Raw genomic sequence first — 18483 nt, forward strand, 5'->3', positions numbered from 1 at the left:
ATGAATAAACTATTTGTAAACTCATTTGTAGCACTGGCTGTTGTTTTTGCAGCCTGTTCGGGTAAGAAGGAGGAAGCCGCTGAGCAAACCGATTGGCCGGAGATGGATGCCTTCCACATGATTATGGCTGAAAGTTTTCATCCGTTTAAGGATTCGGCCAACCTTGCGCCCGCAAAAGCACAGGCTGCCGAGATGGCTGCCAATGCCGCAACATGGGCCGGCAAACCGCTTCCTAAAAAAGTGGATAACGACCAGGTAAAAGAATACATCGCTAACCTGAAGACCGAAACCGCTGCATTTGCCCAACTGGTACAAACCGGTACCGATGAGGAGATTGGAAAGGCACTTACTGACCTTCACGATCTATTCCATGCCATACAGGAAGCCTGGTATGGAAAAGGCGAGGGGCAACACGAGCACAAGCATTGATCTGCTTTATAAATTGTAACTCCTGAACAGTTGGTTAGCGCCAACTGTTTTTGTTTATGCCGATGCTAAAAATTGCCTGGTCACCAACGTATGTACTAAAACTTCCGCCCAATCATCGCTTCCCGATGAGCAAGTACGAGGTGCTTCCACAGCAACTTTTATATGAAGGAACCATTAAGCAAGAGAATCTTTTCGCACCGACACCGCTGGAGGAGGATACAATCCTTCAAACTCATGAAAAGGAGTATTGGTTTAAACTGAAAACATTAACCTTAGCGCCACCGGAAATCAGACGAACGGGCTTTCCGCTTAGTGCTGAGTTGGTGAACCGCGAAATAACCATTATGAACGGCACGGTTCGGTGCACTGAATTTGCTTTGACTTACGGTGTTGCCATGAACATTGCCGGTGGCACACATCATGCGTTTACTTATAAAGGCGAAGGCTTTTGCCTGCTTAACGATATTGCCATAGCCGCAAACTACCTGTTGGCCAATAAACAGGCTAAGCAAATTCTTGTTGTTGACCTGGATGTCCATCAGGGAAACGGAACTGCGCAGATTTTTAAGAATGAACCCCGGGTGTTTACTTTTTCCATGCATGGAGCAAATAATTATCCGCTTATCAAAGAATCATCCGATTTGGATATTGGCCTGCCGGATGGTACCGATGATGCATTCTATTTGAAGACACTGGATACTAACCTTAAGAACCTGCTTGATAAAGTTCAACCTGACTTCATCTTTTTCCAATCCGGTGTTGATATTCTGGAAACCGACAAACTTGGTAAACTCTCGGTCACCCGCGAGGGATGCAAACAGCGTGACCGGATTGTACTGGAGGCAGCCAAAAAAAATAAAATACCGTTGGTAGCCAGTATGGGTGGCGGCTATTCTGAAAACTTCCGCGATATTATAGAAGCCCATGCCAATACGTTTAGATTGGCTCAGGAAATTTTCTTTTAATCACATTGCTACAGGCTTATCTTGCACTTTGGCTATAAGTGCATGCCATCTTGGAGAAAGGTTGCTACGCCTTTTAGCTCCTTTTTTTCCATGACTGTGGTAAGGATTTATTTAAAGCACCTTCGCTCATGATGCAACAACGTAAAACTTCGCTGTGGCCGGTTATAACGGCCTCCTCGGTCGGTACCTTAATCGAGTGGTACGATTTTTACATCTTTGGCAGCCTGGCTACCATTCTTTCCGAGCAGTTTTTTCCAAAAACAAATCCAACCGCGGCCTTCCTCTCTACACTGGCTACGTTTGCAGCCGGTTTTATTGTGAGGCCCTTTGGCGCACTGGTATTCGGCAGGCTGGGCGATAAAGTGGGACGGAAATACACCTTTCTGATCACACTTGTGCTGATGGGAACATCCACTTTCCTTATCGGACTTGTACCGGGCTACGAGACCATCGGATTGTTTGCTCCGCTTATCGTGTTACTTCTGCGTTTGGTGCAAGGGCTTGCGCTGGGAGGTGAGTATGGAGGTGCCGCAACCTACGTGGCCGAGCATTCGCCACCGGGCAAGCGCGGATTCTACACAAGTTTTATTCAGACTACTGCCACGTTGGGATTATTTGTATCGCTGGGTGTAATTGTTTTTATCCGGCAAACGATGGGAATTGAAGAGTTTACCGCCTGGGGCTGGCGCATTCCGTTTTTGCTTTCAGCCATACTGGTGGGTATATCTATTTATATCCGCCTGCGGATGGAAGAATCTCCGCTATTCACCGAAATCAAATCGAAAGGAAAGTTATCAGTTAACCCAATCAAGGAAAGTTTTGGTAAAAAAGAAAACCTGAAGTGGGTGTTGCTTGCGCTTTTTGGCGCAACAGCAGGGCAGGGGGTGGTGTGGTACACGGGTCAGTTTTATGCGCTTTCATTTATTCAAAAAACCTGCAACATCGAGTTTGTCCAATCGAACTACATTGTTGCAACGGCTTTGGTAATCGGAACGCCTTTGTTCATATTTTTTGGATGGTGGTCAGATAAAATCGGAAGGAAGTACATTATGATGGCCGGAATGGTTCTGGCGGTTTTTCTCTATCGGCCGGTATACAAATCCATGGTAAGGATTAGCGATCCAACAATAAAAGCTGAGCAATCGGCCGGTGAGCCGTTTGAATCGGTAACGGTCACCTCGTCAGGCGATACTACTCGAGTTTATAAAATTGAACGTCAGTTTACAGATGGCACAACGGTTTTGGAAACAATTACGAAAAAGGGTAGTTCAAAGGAAGCAAAGAAGGAGGTTCGTCTTGCCGGTACGAATTACCGGCTTATGATTGCCCTTATTGCCTTACAGGTGCTGTTTGTAACCATGGTGTACGGCCCGATAGCGGCTTTCCTGGTTGAATTGTTCCCAACCCGTATCCGTTATACTTCGATGTCGCTCCCGTATCACATTGGTAATGGGATATTTGGAGGCTTAACACCATTCATTGCAACGGCATTGGCTACAACCGGTGGCCCGTTTGCCGGGCTTTGGTATCCGGTAACGGTTGCCGCATTGTCTGCCATCGTGGGCCTTATCTTTTTGCCGAACCGTTCAAATACCGAACTTTAGGTAATGGCGAAAAAATCACAATGGACGCAAATCGGAAAACGGAAGCTGGAGCTCTCCAATCTTGATAAAGTACTTTTTCCGGAAGACGGGATCGTGAAAGCCCAGGTTATTGAATACTATCTGAAAATTGCACCAACTATTTTAACCCACATCAAGGGCAGGGCGCTCACGTTGATTCGGTATCCCGATGGCATCCATGGTGAGATGTTCTACCAGAAAAACAGGCCGGAGTGGGCGCCTCCCTGGGTAGAGTTCGAAAAACTGGGTAAGGAAGAAACGAAAGATTACATCATTGCTACGGAACCGGCAACCCTGGTTTGGCTTGCTAACCTGGCCGCGCTTGAACTTCACCAGCTTCACAGCCGCAGACCGGGATTCGATTTTCCTGATTACATCGTGTTTGATCTTGATCCGCCTGAGGGATATGATTTTAAAAAGGTTGTTCCGATTGCTTTCGATTTAAAGGAATACATTGAATCGTTTGGCTATACCGCTTTTGCAAAAACCACGGGGGGGAAGGGCATCCATATCTGCTGCCCGATTGAGCCCAAGTTTGATTTTCATACCGTATTCGAAAGTGCCCAGTTCATAGCACAACCTTTTGTTGAGCGCCATGCGTCAACAACAACACTGAATATAAAAAAGGAAGCCCGCAAAGGGCGCGTGCTGATTGATATTTACAGGATTCGCTCAGGCCAGAGTATCGTATCGCCCTACAGCTTACGCGGGCGGGTGGGCGCACCGGTATCGATGCCCCTGAAGTGGGAGGAACTGGCAGTTCTCAATAAACCTGTTGAGTACAACATTCATACAGTGCTCGATAAAGTGTTAACTGATGGAGATGCCTGGGAAGGCATTGATGCCTTTGCCGTAGAGTTGCACAACCATCGGACTACAAAGCATGTTAAAGAGCTTCCGGTTTCAAAGAAACGAAAGACTCCGGCCCAACTGGAATCCTACGAAAAAAAACGCGACTTTAAAAAAACGGCTGAACCCGAGGCACGTTTGGCCGAAGGCTCAGGAAACAACTTTGTGGTTCACCGCCATCACGCTTCGCATCTTCATTATGATTTACGGTTAGAACAAGATGGCGTACTGAAATCGTGGGCTGTACCACGGGGTTTGCCCCCGCATCCGGGTGTAAAGCGACTGGCCGTTCAGACGGAAGACCACCCGATGAAGTACCTGACTTTTGATGGTAAGATACCGAAGGGGCAATATGGCGGTGGCGAAATGTGGATTTATGCCTTGGGCAAATATACGATCACTAAAGAGAAGAAAGACGGATTCTATTTCAGGTTGAGCAGTAAAGAAGTTACCGGTGAGTATCGACTCTATCGGATTAAGGATAAAGAGTTTTTACTGGAACGTGTTGATACACCTCAGATCAATTACCTGCACGATGCCATCGAGCCCATGCTTTCAGGAAGTTCAGAAAAACTGCCCCCGGGTAATGACTACCTGTTTGAAGTGAAATGGGACGGCATCCGTGCTTTAATTGCATTGGAGGATGGCCAGGTGCGCATACGCAGCCGCAACCAGAATGACATTACCAGTCAGTTTCCGGAGTTGCTGTCAGCAGACAAGGCATTTCGCGCTACATGTGGCCTGTTTGATGCGGAGATTGTTTGCCTGAACAGGCAGGGTAAACCTGAATTTAAAAAAGTAATTAACCGGCTGATGGCCTCAGGTGAAACAACAATTCAAAAGCTAGCCAGGTCCTCACCGGTATATTGTTACCTGTTCGACTGCCTGTATCTGGACGGCAGGAGTTTGATCAATGAGCCGTTAATCAAACGAAAAGAGTGGCTTAAGGATGCCATTAGAAAGGATACGCCATACCGTGTAAGCGAGTGGGTAGATGATGGTACGTCATTATTGGAGGCGGCCAAAGAGCATGAATTGGAAGGCATCATGGCCAAACAAAAATCGGGTAAATATTATCCGGGTAAACGCAGCGATGTATGGCTTAAGATAAAGATTAGAAAAACAAGCGAGTGTGTAATAATCGGGTATAATAAGGGCAAGGGTAATCGAAGTTCAACATTTGGCGGATTGCACATAGCCGAGAAAGAGGGGAGTAAACTGATTTACCGGGGCAAGGTGGGCACAGGGTTCGATGATAGTACAGCGAAGGAGATATTTAATCAAATTAGAAAACTAAAACCGGTTAAAAAGCCGGTAGAAGATCCAGTGCCTGACGAGAAGGTGTCTTTCTGGGTTGATCCGAAGATTATGATTGAAGTGAGTTATGCATCGCTAACCCCGGATAAGAATTTCAGGGAGCCGGTGTTTGTACGATTGCGACCGGATTTGGTTGTATAGTCCTCAATCGGGTGGGCATAGTTTCCGTTTCATTTCATCAGTAACGCTGAACCCAAACCGCTGAGCCTGCTGGAGGTCAGCGCAGGCCTTTTGGAGATTCTTTAACGTGTGATACACCAGCGCGCGATTATAATAGGCGGCCGCATAATCAGGTTTGTAAAGTAAAGCCACCGAGTAATCTTCGACAGCTTCTGAATATTTCTTCTGTTGGGCCAGCAAATTGCCCCGGTTAAGCCAGGCCTGTACATAATCTTCCTGCAATTCAATAGCACGCGAATAATCAGAATACGCACCCTGCATGTCGCTAAGCTTTTCTTTAAGAAGGCCGTGGTTTAACCAAATTTCCGGATCATCCTCTTTTATTTTAAGGGCTCGTTCGTAATCAGCCAAGGCTCCTTTGTAATCTTTATTTTTCATTCGATGGAGACCACGCTGCAGGTAAGGATAAAGAAGCAACGAGTCGGCAGCAATTGCATCAGTAAATAACTTTTCTCGGGTAACGTCATCCGCATTTATTTCCAGCAGGGCCCAGTGGTGTTTAGCAAGCGCATGGTCAGGATTAAAGCGGAGCGCTGTTTGTAAGTCATCCACAAAGTTCTCTTCACCGCATTGTTTCTTTGCCAAAAAACGATTAAGGTAAAAATCGGCATCCTCCGAAGTGATGGCAATTGCTGAATCAAGCCAGGCAATTGCCGCTTTGCAATTATTTAATTGCAGATCGATCAACCCAAGGTAACTGAATAATTGCGACCGCAACCGGCTTTGTGCAGTTACAATCTGGTCGGTACCCGGTCGGTGTGCCGACTGCCGGTAAAAAACAGTATTTGTTTCGGAGGTGGGTAGTGTCAGAAGCCGGATAAAATCTTGCCTGGCAAACTCTGGTTGATTTACCTGATACCGGATGGTGGCCCGCTTAAACAGCACTTCGTAATTATCGGGATCAATTTCCAAGACTGTATTTAAATCAGTCAATGCGCCTTTATAATCCTTTAACTGTTCTTTACAAGCTGCACGCAGCGTATAGGCTTCGGTATTAACGGCATTTAAAAAAATCGAACGGGTTACTTGCGAAATAGCTTTTTCGTACATACCCTGCCGATAATCGGCTAATGCCAGTTCATATAGATTTTCCGAAGTCTCACGGCCACGTTGGCAAAAAGATTCCAGTGGAAGGATCAGGAGTAACCACGCACCGACTACTGCATATGATACCTTATCCACAAGCATATCGATTTACGTTAGTGTCTGATAAAAAAATTAAACCTCACCCGAACCAAAGTTTCCAACCGCGGCTGGCCGGCAATAAATTTAGTAATCTGCAATCCGGCAGCCGAGTGTTTGCCCATCATTCTGCCGAAATCAAACCGCAAAAATAAAAAGTAGGTTTCTTCAACAAAGGTATAGGCGTATTCCGTATGCATGCTTACCCATCCGTTCCAGTCTTCTATAACGTAGGTTAAGGGCAAGGCAAGGGTTAAGTACTGCAGTTTCTCATCCTTTTCAGGATTCTCCAAGTCAGGAACGCCATCAGCACCACCGCGGCTGTTCACTTGCTTGGAGGAGAACTGAAACCGGACTTCAGGATATAAACTAAAAGCCGGGCCCGGCTGAACGGAAAAGATTAAGCCGGGTTTATAAAGCCACCATCCTACACCATGACCCAGGTCGGCATTGCCTGTAGGAGCCGTTACATCAAAATAGAAGGATACCCGCTCCAGCCCCAAGGGCGTTTTCTTAACATAGGGTGCCCCCAGGTAACTCATCCGGATATCGCCAATACCAGTGGTGTTTTCGTAACCGGCAAAATCTGCGTTGAAAATACTATGCACCAACGGAATAGTTAAACCGAAGGCATGACGGTCGTTGGGAATGCCGTAATAAAACCCGGCCCGGGCAACAAAAAACTTATTGCCGGCAACGAAATAATACGAGTCAAAATCAAACGCTACCCGGCTTTGAACGTTAGCCGGATCATAAGGCCGCAGTTCAAAAATTTCGCCTTGTGAAAAAGCCGGGATACCACTGACGAAGCCTAACCAGGCAAAGATAACAATGCGCATAGGTGCCCTTTGAAAGGCAAGCTAATGCCAAAAAGATAAAAATATTTAAAATACTTTATATCAATTACTTAGAGTAGTATATTTAATGCATTAAAGCAAGTAACATGAGAGCAATCTGGAAAGGCCACATCCGGTTTTCGCTGGTAACAATTCCCATCCGGATATACAATGCCATTGACAATGCACAGACTATTAGTTTCAACCTGCTGTCGCGCGAGGGGCATAATCCGGTTGCGTATGAAAAGAAGGACAAGGTAACCGGCAAGGTATTGCGTAACGAAGATATTGTTAAAGGGTACCAATACGAGCCCGGACAGTTTGTGATTATAGAACAGGAAGATCTTGATAAGGTTAAACTAAAGAGCACAAAAGTTATTGAGATTGACGGTTTTGTGAAGGCTGAAGAAGTACACCCAACCTTATACGAATCGCCCTACTTTATAGGCCCTGATGGCGATGTGGCTGCCAAAACCTACGCCTTGCTGGCTGCAACACTTAAAGAATCAGGTAAAGTAGGAGTAGGTAAAGTTGTTCTGCGCGACCGTGAAACACCGGTTTTGCTCAATCCTCATGAAGGAGGTATTCTCATGTATAGGCTTCGCTATCCAAACGAAGTGCGGAGTATAAAGGAAGTGCCTCAATTACTTGAGGCCAGGGCCGATAAGGAGCAGCTTAAACTGGCCAAATCGCTGGTTGATTCCATGACGACAAAATTTGCGAACATCAAAATGGAGGATCATTATGCCGATGAGCTGAAAAAAATCATTCAGGCTAAAATTGAAGGTAAAGAAATCATATCCATCGAAGAGGCTGAACCGGAAATTGTTGATATTATGACTGCCCTTAAAGCCAGCATTGAACGCGCCAAAAAGAAACCAATGGAGAAGGCCAAAGGTGCGGTTGCCCAAAAGACAAGCAAGCAAAAAGCACTGAAACGGAAAGCAGGCTGATCCACATCATACTTAAGAATATATGGAATTTGTACCTTTGTGGTAATGGCTAAAGTTGTAAAATTTCCAGGGCCTGCACCTGAAAAATTCGGACTGCAAAGGGCGCGAAAACGAAAGGGTGATTTACCCGGCAAAGCCGGTCAGTTAAACCTTTTTGGCGGGCGAGTTATCAAACTTAACCACTTGTCGACCTTTGAGGAGGCTCTGATGCTTGATGAGGCCGGTAACTATGAGCAAGCCAGTGTTCTGTACCAGAAGGCAATTGGTGAGGGTGATTTCGTTGCTGATGCCTGGTGCAACCTGGGAATAATCGAATCGCAAAAGGAAAACCATGCCCGCGCCATTGATGCCTTTACCAAATGTTTAGTCAACGACCCCAGGCATTACGAAGCACATTATAACCTGGCCAACCTGTATGCCGAAGTGGGTAATTATGCATTGGCGAAAGTACACTATGCTATCGCATCAGAAATTGAGCCGACATTTCCAAACAGTTACTTTAATCTGGGCATTACATTGGCGATGAACCGGGAGTACACCGAAGCTATTCGAGTACTAAAAAAATACTGCAGCCTGACACCGGCTGAGGATCATGGGCCGGCCATTGAACTTATCAGTCAGCTTTCTTCGCTCGGCTAAGTATTAAACTGACCAGAAGGTCACCAGGAACAATAACAGCCGATAGGCCTCAAGCGCAAGGAAGAGCCCAATAATCACAAGAATGCTTTTTATCCACAAGCGCTTTCCTTGTTGATCATAAAATGTAGCAGAGGCCCGATAAACAAAGTACAAGTTAGTTGTTACAAAAATTCCGGTTAATGTATTTTCATTCAGATAACCCTGCCAGGGCAGGTTTCCTAATCGTAATAGCCAGCTAACCACCCAAAGCAACGCTGACAGCAAAATGGCGTTGACAAAGAGATTATAACAGGCAAGTTCAACCGAAAGGGTTACATGGTCGGTAAAGTAGCGATTCCTCTTTTTCAAATAGATTAGGCTGAGCGGGATGGAGGCCAGCAAAACATAAACTACAACCAGTAACTTTGCCAGACTTGTTGATTTGGCATTGTACATCAATTCATAACCCTGTAAGCTCATACCCGAGGCAGTAATCCTTTCTATGACAAGCGTTCGCACCCAAGGGCTGTGAAACAGGTAATACATCTGTGTGCGGAGCGAGGAGTTAAAAAGCTGAAGCACTGGAAACAAAAAATATATCAGGTTCAGGATGAAAAATAACTGGAGGGGCCTGAGGTAGTTCACCCTACGGCCTTCGGCATATTCTTTTGAAAGAAACCCCGGGTTCCGGATAATCATCCAAAGCGTTTTAATAAACCGACTGTCGGCAAACGTGATGGCTATAAGGATGTTGGAGAGGAAGACTTTAAAGGACCGGTCTTTCGGCTCGATTACCTTCTCACCGCATAGGTTACAATACAATCCTGTAAACTGGTTACCGCAACTTTTACAGGTATGGGTAGTGGTTTCGTGGGCCATGCCCCGAAGATATTACTTTTTGTGTCGGGCTATAATTTTTAGAGCTCGTGAGCGATAGCCGGGTGAAGCATAAGGCAAATGGTCTTCCAGGATGAGTACTAATTCACGTGCCAGCGAAGGTTGCTTCAGTGCAATATTGGATAATACGGTCATGGCAAATACTTTAACCGCTCTTGTTTCAGTCCGGCTCGTCAGTAAGGTATAACAGATTGTAAGTACACTTCCCTGGAATTTTGCGGGTATATCAACAAACTGAAGGAGCCGGATTATATTTCGTTTTAGCGCAACGGCCGTATCCCTATGCGATACAATTTTAAGCAGGTTGCCCAGATACGGTTTTAAAAGTTCCGGATAGTTCTCTGAGCAATAACTCAATGGCCAGGCTGCGCGCTGGGTTATGCGGTAGGGGCCTTGTATGAAAGCATCCATAAGCACCCTGAATCTGAAAGGATTATTCCCGATGTAGCAAACAAGGTTATTTACCTGATTCTTAAAGGCTTTCTTCCTTAATTCGGCCAGAATGTCCATAACTATTTAATAAGATCTTATAATAATAATTATAACTATTTGATTTTAAGTATTTTTACTATATTTACTTAATTTTTTAATTTATACTAAAACTGATGTGCTATGGAGATATTTTTTGCCATCATTTCAATCCTTGCTTTTGAGCTTGGCTTATGCATGTTCTGCTTTTTTAAGAAGTCAACTCAGGCCTTTCTTCCGAGGTAGTTTACCAACGCGGAATATTTGCCGGTTAGGTTTTAAATTTAAGGGTGACGGGTTCTTCAGAAAGACTGGAACGTTTGCTCGTTTCCGATTTAGTGGGGTGGGTGTCCTGTATAATTTTTTTACCCCTACGCCCTTTGGCCTTAATTGTAATGGCACATGGGGCCGGTGCAGGCATGCGTCATCCTTTTATGCAGCGGGTTGCTGAAGAATTAGCCGGGCACCGGATTGCGACAATTCGCTATAATTTTCCTTTCACAGAGAATAATAAAAAACGACCTGATTCACCGGCTGTAGCGATGGCCACGGTTAAGGCAGCTATAAATTTTGCCTCTGTTCAGTATCCCGGTATTCCGCTGTTTGCCGGTGGTAAATCGTTTGGTGGCAGAATGACATCACAATTCATCGCACAACACGGTGCTGCAAATGTTAAAGGCATTGTGTTTTTTGGTTTTCCGCTTCATCCGGCCGGAAAACCAGGTGTTGAACGTGCTAACCATCTTCAGCAACTGGCTGTTCCTATGCTCTTTCTTCAGGGGACACGCGACCCGCTTGCTGATGTTAACTTAATAACGAAGGTATGTTCAGACCTGAAAACGGCCACACTCATTACGTTTGAACAGGCCGATCATTCCTTTAAGGTATCTAAACACGACCTGCTACCGGTACTTGCCCGGCATACTGTTAAATGGATGAAAATGGTGGAGTCCTGATTTTACCTGTGTCCATCAAATATCATTGTTTTCTATGACATGAATCAGTCTTCGTTGTGAAGGTTTAGGGTATTTTCGGAACCTTCAAATTACAATGCGTATGAGGAAAATAGGTTTATGGATCGATTCGCGCGAGGCGCTCATTGTCAGTTTTGAAAACGGCAGGTTATCACACCACCGGATCTTTTCCGGTATTGAATCAAAGCCCCGTTACAAAGGTGAATCTTCAAGAAAATCAAAACGGGCAATAGGGTTTGATTACGAAACCTCGCAGCAGGCGCATTACAATGAATGGCTAAAGAAGTACATCCAATCGGTAGTTGATATTCTTCGTGGCAGTTCAGCAGTTATTTATATCACCGGGCCAGGCACTGTACGCATAACCTTGGAAAACGCCTTGCGAAAAGTTAGAAATATCCGTGTGCTTAAAAACGATGCGCTAGGACACCTAACCGAAGCCAGAAAAATAGAAGCTATCAGGCAATTTTTTGAATCGGTAAATGGTTAGTTCTTACCTGGCGCTTTTTCCATCGGGCACTCATCAATCCGGCTCCATTCCTGCATGGAACCATCGTATAATTTCATATTATACCCTAAGGCCCGCCCGGCCAGGTAAACTATACTGGCCGATTGCCCGACAAAGCAGTATGACACAAGTTCTTTGTCTTTTGCAGGCGCTACAGGTGTGAACAAGGTTTGTAATGAATCAGCCGGTTTAAAGAAATTACTGGTGTTCAATAATTCGGCATAAGGGATATTCTTCGCACCGGTAATATGTCCATCACGCGGATATCCGGAGGGTTCACCATCATAAAACCGTTTCAGGCGAGCATCAACAATAGTGGAAGCGCCTGTAGTTAATTTATCCTGCACATAAAAACGGTCAACCAAAAGGCCGGTTGGTTTTGCTTTAAAATTACCCTTTTTTACAACCGGCAAATCTTTTGTAACAGCGTATCCGGCTTTCTTCCAGGCTTCCAGTCCTCCATTTAAAAACGATACCTGGCCCTTCAGGCCAAGGTGCTCAAGCGTAAGAAACATGCGGGCAGCAGGGCCCACTTCGTTGCGTACATGACATAAAACAACATGCGACCCGGATGAAACGCCCAGGCTTTGAAGTATTTCGGTTGCATCAGCCGGATCAGGTGCATTATAAGTGCCCTCCGGTGAATCAGGCGCAAGCCAGCCGGGCCAGAGAAAACGCGCACCGGCAATATGCTCCCTTTCATAATCAAGCCGCAGTGCATTTACCTGCAAGATGACCAGGTTGGGTTTTGCCAAATTCTCATGTAACCACTTAACATCTACCAACACAGAAATCGGCTGTGCCACTGCTATCCGAATCCCGAATAGGATGATGACCCCTACTGCGAATTGTTTCATATTGATATAAGTTTTAATACCTTACCCGACTATCAAATATACGTTGTAACGACAAACGTACTACTTAAGTTTTTAGTATTCATGACGCTTGATAAAATTCTGGGCATAAATTACCCGATCATCGTAGCCCCCATGTTTCTTATTTCCAACACCGCAATGGTAAAAGCAGCGCTGGCCAGCGGTGTTACCGCGGCTTTTCCGGCCTTGAATTACCGTACCGATGCGGAACTGCGGACGGCAATACAGGAGATTAAAACAGCTTCTGATAAGCCTTTTGGCGTTAACCTCATCGTTAACAAGTCCAATCCAAAATACCGCTCGCAATTAAAAACGCTAATAGAACTCCGTGTTCATTTTATTATTACATCGCTCGGTAATCCGAAAGAAGTAATTGAACAATGCAAACCCCTTGGCATAAAAGTATTTTGTGATGTGGTTGACCTGGAATATGCAAAAAAAGTAGAGGCCCTCGGTGCCGATGCCGTGATAGCTGTTAACAGCAGGGCAGGGGGGCATGCCGGTAAGATCAGTCCACATGATTTGATTAAGTTGCTGAAGGAGAATATCAGCATACCCATTATTTCTGCCGGAGGTATTGCCAGCGGAAAGGATATTCGCCAGGCTATGGAATGGGGCGCTGCCGGTGTATCGGTAGGCACTATCTTTATTGCCAGCGAAGAATCACCTGTTTCACAGGAGTACAAACAAGCCTGTATTGACTATGGAGAAAAAGACATTGTGCTGACTACAAAAATGTCAGGCTCTCCGTTAACGGTTATCAATACCCCTTATGTTCAGCAATTGGGTACTAAAGCAACCTGGTTGGAAAAAATCATAAACAACAATAAAACTTTGAAGAAATACGCCAAAATGTTGCTCGCTCTTCGTGGTATGAAGGCCGTTGAAAAAGCCGCCTTCGGGGCCACATACAAAACAGTCTGGTGTGCCGGCCCCGCCATTGAGCACGTTCATGCCATCCGGCCGATGAGTGCCATCCTTGAGCAACTCGCTGCCGAGTATGCACAGTCCGCCTGATTGATTATTTTTGAACACACCTTAAATCAGATGGCGACATTCTTACTGTTTTTTGAATCCATGCCCACCTGGCAACGCGGAGTGTGGATTGTTATCTGCCTGGTTATATGCTGGATTCTGGAAGGTAATTTTCCGCTGTTTGCATTTAATTACCGCAAATGGAAGCATGCCGGGGTGAACTTCGTATTTCTTTCTACAACCCTGGTCATCAATACACTGTTTGGGCTGGCCACGGTTGGCGTGTTTGAATGGACAAAGCAAAATCAGTTTGGATTAATCTACCTTATTGATTTACCGGTTTGGGTTGAACTGCTTATTTGCATCCTGCTGTTTGAGCTGGTTGCCCAATATTTTATTCACTTTTTACTACACAGGTATAAATGGATGTGGAAGTTCCACATGGTACACCACAGCGACACCCACCTGGATGCCACCAGCGGTACACGGCATCATCCGGGCGATTTTGCCATGCGCGAAATTTTTGCTTTGGTAGTGGTTATTGTTACCGGAGCTCCGCCTGCATATTATTTCTTTTACCGGATATTGACAGTCTTCTTTACCTATTTTACGCATGCCAATATTTACCTGCCGGCTTGGATTGATAAACCGCTCAGCTACATTTTTATTACCCCGAATACTCACAAGTTCCATCATCATTATAAACGCCCATGGACAGACTCCAACTTTGGCAATATGTTTTCCATCTGGGACCGGCTGTTTGGCACATTTGTTTATGATGATCCCAAAAAAATCCGATATGGGTTAGATGTGTTAGATGACAGTACCGATGAAAATATAGGCTTTCAGTTTAAAATTCCATTTAACAAGAACATCAAAACCGACTATTGAAGTGAAATAGGGGCTGCCAGGCAAGTAGGCGGTATGTTAAATGCGTCAACCAGGGGTACTGCATCAGCGCGGATATCCCAGCACAGTTGATTAAACAGTTTACGTATTGCCTTGGTTTTTACACCTTCCAAATAGCCCTGCTCCAGGTACCATCCTTTATTCTTCTCAAGCTGGGAAATGGCGTAAAGGTTATAGAGCTTACGTAGTACGAACTGGCACTTTTCATCGGTTACATTTTCGACTGCCTCGAAGAATTGTTCCAGAATTATCCGTTCAACATAGGCAAACCCTACCTGTACCAGGTGGTGCTGACACACATTAAACGCATCGAACGAATCCATGCCGTCATCAAGGTGGCGTTTCAGGCGTTTCGCCACCGATACCAGGATATCCCGTTCGCGGTAACGGAATGCGTTCAGGTGAAACTCAGGATCAAGCAGGTGATCTTCGTCTGTATTGCGGATGATGATGGGATTCATCTCGGTTATGGATGTAGCCGCCTGCGATGCCAGGTAGTTCAATAACCCAAACGCGTTCATGCTGCTGAACTCCTGTTTAAATTCAGTAAGCCTGCTCTTGGCAACCAGTTGCATGAGCACGGTGTTGTCGCCTTCAAAGGTGGTGTAGATGTCGGTGTCATTTTTCAGGCTGCCGATCCGGTTTTCAAACAAGTACCCTTTTCCACCACACGCTTCACGGCATTCCTGTAAAGTGGCTGTGGTATTCCATGTAGCCCAGGCTTTCAGTCCTGCCGCAAGTGCTTCAATCTCCTGCATTTCCTCTTCGGTTCGGTTTACAAACCTTTTGGTTAAATATTGCAATGCAAAATGCAGCGCATAGGTGTTGGCAAGCAGGGGCATAAGCCTGCGCTGATGGGTGCGGTAGTTCAGGATGGGCACTTCGGCTGCACCTTCAGGGCCAAACTGTGTTCGTTTATCGCCATACCGGATGGCAATGGTTAGTCCTGTTTTTGATGCGGCATTTCCGGATCGGGGTATGCCTATCCGGCCGCCCACCAGGGTGCCGAGCATGGTGAAAAACCTGCGGTTATCGCTGGTAATCGGGCTTTCAAACCGGCCTTCATCATTAACACGGGCAAACCGGTCGAGCATTTCATCTTTCGGAATAACCACATTGGTAAACCGAATGACACCGTTATCCACACCATTTAAGCCCAGTTTTCTACCGCAGTCGTTAATGGTAATGCCCGGCAACAACTTGCCCTGTTTATTCCGTAATGGAACAATAAATGCGTTTACTCCGAAATCCTGTCCATTAACTATAAGTTTGGCAAACACCGTGGCCATTTGGCCGTGCAGGGCTGCATTGCCGATGTATTCCTTCTGCGCAGCATCATTCGGAGTATGAATGGTAAATGTTTTGTCAACGTGATTATAGGTGGCCGTGGTTTCCACACCGCGTACATTAGAGCCATGCCCAGTTTCCGTCATGGCAAAGCAGCCGGGTAAATCCAGGGTGCCAATATCTTTTAAATATTTTTTATGATGTTTTTCTGTTCCCAGAAAATAAACACTCATACCCCATAAACCGAACTGAACGCCAAACTTCACCACAAGGCTAAGATCATGGTAGCTCAACGTCTCCATTACGGTAAAATACTCAGCCATGCCGCTGATTCCTCCGTATTCTTTAGGATAAGCCAGCGCACCGAAACCTTGCTTGGCCAGTAATTTTGCCCAGTGCAAAACTTTCGTGCGGTATTCGCCAAGGTTGTCGGTTTCGATGTACGCAAATTCCGGATCGGAAAGTATGGTTTTCACCCTGCTGATCAGCTCGGCCTGGTCGCCATCCAGAATTTTTGTCATGGTGGCTACATCGAAGGTATGTTGCGTGGTTTGCTTTTGCGTGATGGAGGTTCGGTACTCCGGGTGAAAAGCATAGGTGGCTTCACGGCCGATAAGTCCAAGGCTTTGTTCGATCCCCGCCAGTGATTGAATAGCTTGTTCCGGAATAGTTGCTTTGCCTGATGAATGCAAAGCAGCAAGCTTAATCCCGATATTGGCTAATGAGTCGGCAGGGGTGGTGTTCACTTTCAGAATTTCAGCTAACCAGTCTTTTAATCCGGATGGCGTTGGCGGGTTTGCCGGGTCAATCAGTGAACGAAGAAACTCCCGATCAGTCTTACCAAGCCAGGTTTGCTTTTCGATTACGGCCTCAATGCTTTTGATTTCGGTAGGTGTGAGTACGGCATCCGACCACACCGTGTACAGTACGGGTAAAAAAACGAATAACGCAGGGTTATTCTTGGCTTGAGGAGAGTTAATCATGATGCGGGTTAGATCAATCTGGCTTCAACGGTAATAGCCGTTTTGAGCAATTTTGAAATGGGGCAGTTTACTTCGGCATTTTTTACGCATTCATCAAACTTTTCTTTGCTAATGCCGGGTACTTTTGCCTGCAGTACAAGGTGCGATTGGGTAACCGTACCGCTGTCAAGCGTAATCATGCAGTCGGTTTTCAGTTCTTCCGGGGTAAAGCCAGCTTCGCCCAGTACAAAACTCAGTTTCATGGTAAAGCAGCCGGCATGGGCCGCGGCAATAAGTTCTTCAGGATTGGTACCGATTCCACTTTCGAACCGGGAACTGAACGAATACTGGGTTTTATGCAGTACCGTACTTTGTGTACTCAGATGGCCGGAGCCCTCTTTTCCAGAGCCGATCCAAACGGCTGTGGCTTTTCTTCTTATACTCATGGCAATTTAGTTAGTTGGCTACAGCAATTTACGGGAATTACACTTCATTATTCAGTATTCTCTTAAGATTTAGCTAAACCCAATGTAGATTATTATTTTGCAGGTAACCAACAAACCAACCATGAAAATCATTTACCTGATCCTTGCAGTAATCGGTTTTATTGCCCCGAATATTTTTGTTGCCATCGAATCGGTTGAAACAGGCAACATTTTGCTTTGGCTTGACCCAACTGCCACCCTTAGCGGGATGTTCGGTAACCGGATTGCCACCGCATTTATTGTAGATCTTCTTGTTGTGGTGTTTATTTTCTTTTTCTGGACGTATCACGAAGCGAAACTGCATGGGATTAAAAACGTGTGGGTAATATGGGTACTTACTATGCTGTTTGGAATGGCAGGAACCTTCCCGCTGTTTCTGTACCTGCGTGAAAGTCGAAAATTTTAACTACAGGTATCTATTTTAGTTGATGGGGTACCAGTTTCGCAACCGCACCTCAATAGCCGGGTTAGCATCCATAACCAGTTTTTTGAAACCCTCAACATCGGTAAGCCCGCTTTGACCCCGGTAATGAAAAGGATAGACAATTCCAGGCTTGAACTCAAGCACCGCACTGGCAGCCTGTTTGATGTCCATTGTGAAGGGCTGATTCATGCAAACAAAAGCAATGTCAATATTCATGAGTGCACGCATTTCCGGAATGTCCTCGGTATCGCCAGAAAGGTAAACCTGTTTATCGGCAAACCGAATAACATAACCGTTACCCCGGCCTTTTGGATGCCTTGAATCAGGTGTTTCCGGCAGATTGTACATCGGAATGGCTTTCACTGAAATTCCGGCATGTGTGGTGTGCTGACCATTTGTTATTACAACAGCCTTCGCCAGCAGAGGCTCAGGTAGTTTTTCTGCCACTGCCGGTGGAACGATAAGAGTGGCTCGGGTAAGGTCCAGTGTATTAAGTGTTTCTAAATTATAGTGATCGCTATGAATATCGGTTATAAGAATAAGGTCGGGAGCAGGCAATCCTGCAAACGCATTGCTGCCGCCATATGGATCATGATAAACCACCTTGTTGTTCCATGTAAAAACCACGGTGCTGTGCAGGATGGGTTGTATCGTCAGATCGCCCGAAACGGTTTTAACACGATCGGGCTCGATACGTTGTGCAAATAATGAGGTTGTCAATAACCAACTAAATGCAACTATTTTGTGTACTTGCATAATAAATTATTG

19 protein-coding genes are annotated in these 18483 nt (G+C 45.6%); 11 read left to right on the top strand and 8 right to left on the bottom strand.

Annotation, left to right across the window (positions count from 1 at the left end):
* The 4 genes from HRU69_11835 to HRU69_11850 all read left to right on the top strand — a co-directional run bounded on the left by HRU69_11835 (window position 1) and on the right by HRU69_11850 (window position 5323).
* Window positions 1–429: a hypothetical protein gene (locus tag HRU69_11835; protein ID QOI98132.1), complete on the top strand. Its 429-nt coding sequence runs from the start codon at window positions 1–3 to the stop codon at window positions 427–429.
* Window positions 430–491: 62 nt separating this feature from the next.
* Window positions 492–1394, top strand: a complete 903-nt coding sequence (locus HRU69_11840) for a histone deacetylase (GenBank protein ID QOI98917.1) — start codon at window positions 492–494, stop codon at window positions 1392–1394.
* A gap of 128 nt (window positions 1395–1522) precedes the next feature.
* Complete coding sequence (locus tag HRU69_11845; protein QOI98133.1) at window positions 1523–2998, top strand: MHS family MFS transporter; 1476 nt, start codon at window positions 1523–1525, stop codon at window positions 2996–2998.
* A 3-nt stretch (window positions 2999–3001) separates the two neighbouring features.
* Window positions 3002–5323: a hypothetical protein gene (locus tag HRU69_11850; protein ID QOI98134.1), complete on the top strand. Its 2322-nt coding sequence runs from the start codon at window positions 3002–3004 to the stop codon at window positions 5321–5323.
* Window positions 5324–5326: 3 nt separating this feature from the next.
* Here the strand turns inward: HRU69_11850 and HRU69_11855 are convergent, their stop codons facing one another.
* Both HRU69_11855 and HRU69_11860 read right to left on the bottom strand, forming a co-directional pair.
* Complete coding sequence (locus HRU69_11855) at window positions 5327–6544, bottom strand: tetratricopeptide repeat protein (GenBank protein QOI98135.1); 1218 nt, start codon at window positions 6542–6544, stop codon at window positions 5327–5329.
* 17 nt (window positions 6545–6561) lie between these two features.
* Window positions 6562–7383 carry a transporter gene (locus tag HRU69_11860; GenBank protein QOI98136.1) on the bottom strand — a complete coding sequence of 274 codons (822 nt, stop codon included), beginning with the start codon at window positions 7381–7383 and terminating at the stop codon, window positions 6562–6564.
* Window positions 7384–7487: 104 nt separating this feature from the next.
* Between HRU69_11860 and HRU69_11865 the strand changes: the two genes are divergently transcribed.
* Window positions 7488–8333, top strand: coding sequence for a Ku protein (locus HRU69_11865; GenBank protein QOI98137.1), 846 nt, complete (start codon window positions 7488–7490; stop codon window positions 8331–8333).
* 45 nt (window positions 8334–8378) lie between these two features.
* The gene (locus HRU69_11870) at window positions 8379–8972 is read left to right on the top strand and encodes a tetratricopeptide repeat protein (protein QOI98138.1); all 594 of its coding nucleotides are present in this window, start codon (window positions 8379–8381) and stop codon (window positions 8970–8972) included.
* Between the two features lie 3 nt (window positions 8973–8975).
* Here HRU69_11870 and HRU69_11875 read toward each other — a convergent pair whose 3' ends face one another.
* Window positions 8976–9830, bottom strand: coding sequence for a DUF3667 domain-containing protein (locus HRU69_11875; GenBank protein QOI98139.1), 855 nt, complete (start codon window positions 9828–9830; stop codon window positions 8976–8978).
* Window positions 9831–9842: 12 nt separating this feature from the next.
* Window positions 9843–10358: a hypothetical protein gene (locus HRU69_11880; protein ID QOI98140.1), complete on the bottom strand. Its 516-nt coding sequence runs from the start codon at window positions 10356–10358 to the stop codon at window positions 9843–9845.
* A 353-nt stretch (window positions 10359–10711) separates the two neighbouring features.
* On the opposite strand from HRU69_11880, the gene HRU69_11885 reads away from it, so the two are divergent.
* Together HRU69_11885 and HRU69_11890 are read left to right on the top strand one after the other, a co-directional pair.
* Complete coding sequence (locus HRU69_11885; protein ID QOI98918.1) at window positions 10712–11272, top strand: dienelactone hydrolase family protein; 561 nt, start codon at window positions 10712–10714, stop codon at window positions 11270–11272.
* Between the two features lie 100 nt (window positions 11273–11372).
* Entirely contained in the window at window positions 11373–11780 is a 408-nt protein-coding gene (locus tag HRU69_11890) for a hypothetical protein (GenBank protein QOI98141.1), read from the top strand.
* Here the strand turns inward: HRU69_11890 and HRU69_11895 are convergent.
* Window positions 11777–12655, bottom strand: a complete 879-nt coding sequence (locus HRU69_11895; GenBank protein ID QOI98142.1) for a sulfurtransferase — start codon at window positions 12653–12655, stop codon at window positions 11777–11779. The two genes, HRU69_11890 and HRU69_11895, sit on opposite strands and share 4 nt — an antisense overlap.
* Window positions 12656–12736: 81 nt before the next feature.
* On the opposite strand from HRU69_11895, the gene HRU69_11900 reads away from it, so the two are divergent.
* Together HRU69_11900 and HRU69_11905 are read left to right on the top strand one after the other, a co-directional pair.
* Window positions 12737–13690 carry a nitronate monooxygenase gene (locus tag HRU69_11900; GenBank protein ID QOI98143.1) on the top strand — a complete coding sequence of 318 codons (954 nt, stop codon included), beginning with the start codon at window positions 12737–12739 and terminating at the stop codon, window positions 13688–13690.
* Window positions 13691–13720: 30 nt separating this feature from the next.
* Window positions 13721–14539 (top strand): sterol desaturase family protein, encoded by an 819-nt coding sequence (locus tag HRU69_11905; protein QOI98144.1) that lies wholly within the window; start codon window positions 13721–13723, stop codon window positions 14537–14539.
* On the opposite strand, the gene HRU69_11910 is transcribed toward HRU69_11905, so the two are convergent.
* Together HRU69_11910 and HRU69_11915 are read right to left on the bottom strand one after the other, a co-directional pair.
* A complete protein-coding gene (locus tag HRU69_11910) occupies window positions 14533–16827 on the bottom strand; it encodes an acyl-CoA dehydrogenase family protein (GenBank protein QOI98145.1) in 2295 nt (764 codons plus the stop codon). The two genes, HRU69_11905 and HRU69_11910, sit on opposite strands and share 7 nt — an antisense overlap.
* Window positions 16828–16835: 8 nt before the next feature.
* Window positions 16836–17246 carry an OsmC family protein gene (locus HRU69_11915; GenBank protein QOI98919.1) on the bottom strand — a complete coding sequence of 137 codons (411 nt, stop codon included), beginning with the start codon at window positions 17244–17246 and terminating at the stop codon, window positions 16836–16838.
* Window positions 17247–17373: 127 nt separating this feature from the next.
* Here HRU69_11915 and HRU69_11920 point away from each other — a divergent pair, with 127 nt between their 5' ends.
* On the top strand, window positions 17374–17697 hold the full coding sequence (locus HRU69_11920; protein QOI98146.1) for a DUF2834 domain-containing protein: 324 nt from the start codon (window positions 17374–17376) through the stop codon (window positions 17695–17697).
* Between the two features lie 15 nt (window positions 17698–17712).
* On the opposite strand, the gene HRU69_11925 is transcribed toward HRU69_11920, so the two are convergent.
* Window positions 17713–18471, bottom strand: coding sequence for an MBL fold metallo-hydrolase (locus HRU69_11925; GenBank protein ID QOI98147.1), 759 nt, complete (start codon window positions 18469–18471; stop codon window positions 17713–17715).
* Window positions 18472–18483 lie beyond the last annotated feature (12 nt).

This window comes from Flammeovirgaceae bacterium, assembly GCA_015180985.1.
In the GTDB taxonomy this organism is placed as follows: domain Bacteria; phylum Bacteroidota; class Bacteroidia; order Cytophagales; family Cyclobacteriaceae; genus UBA2336.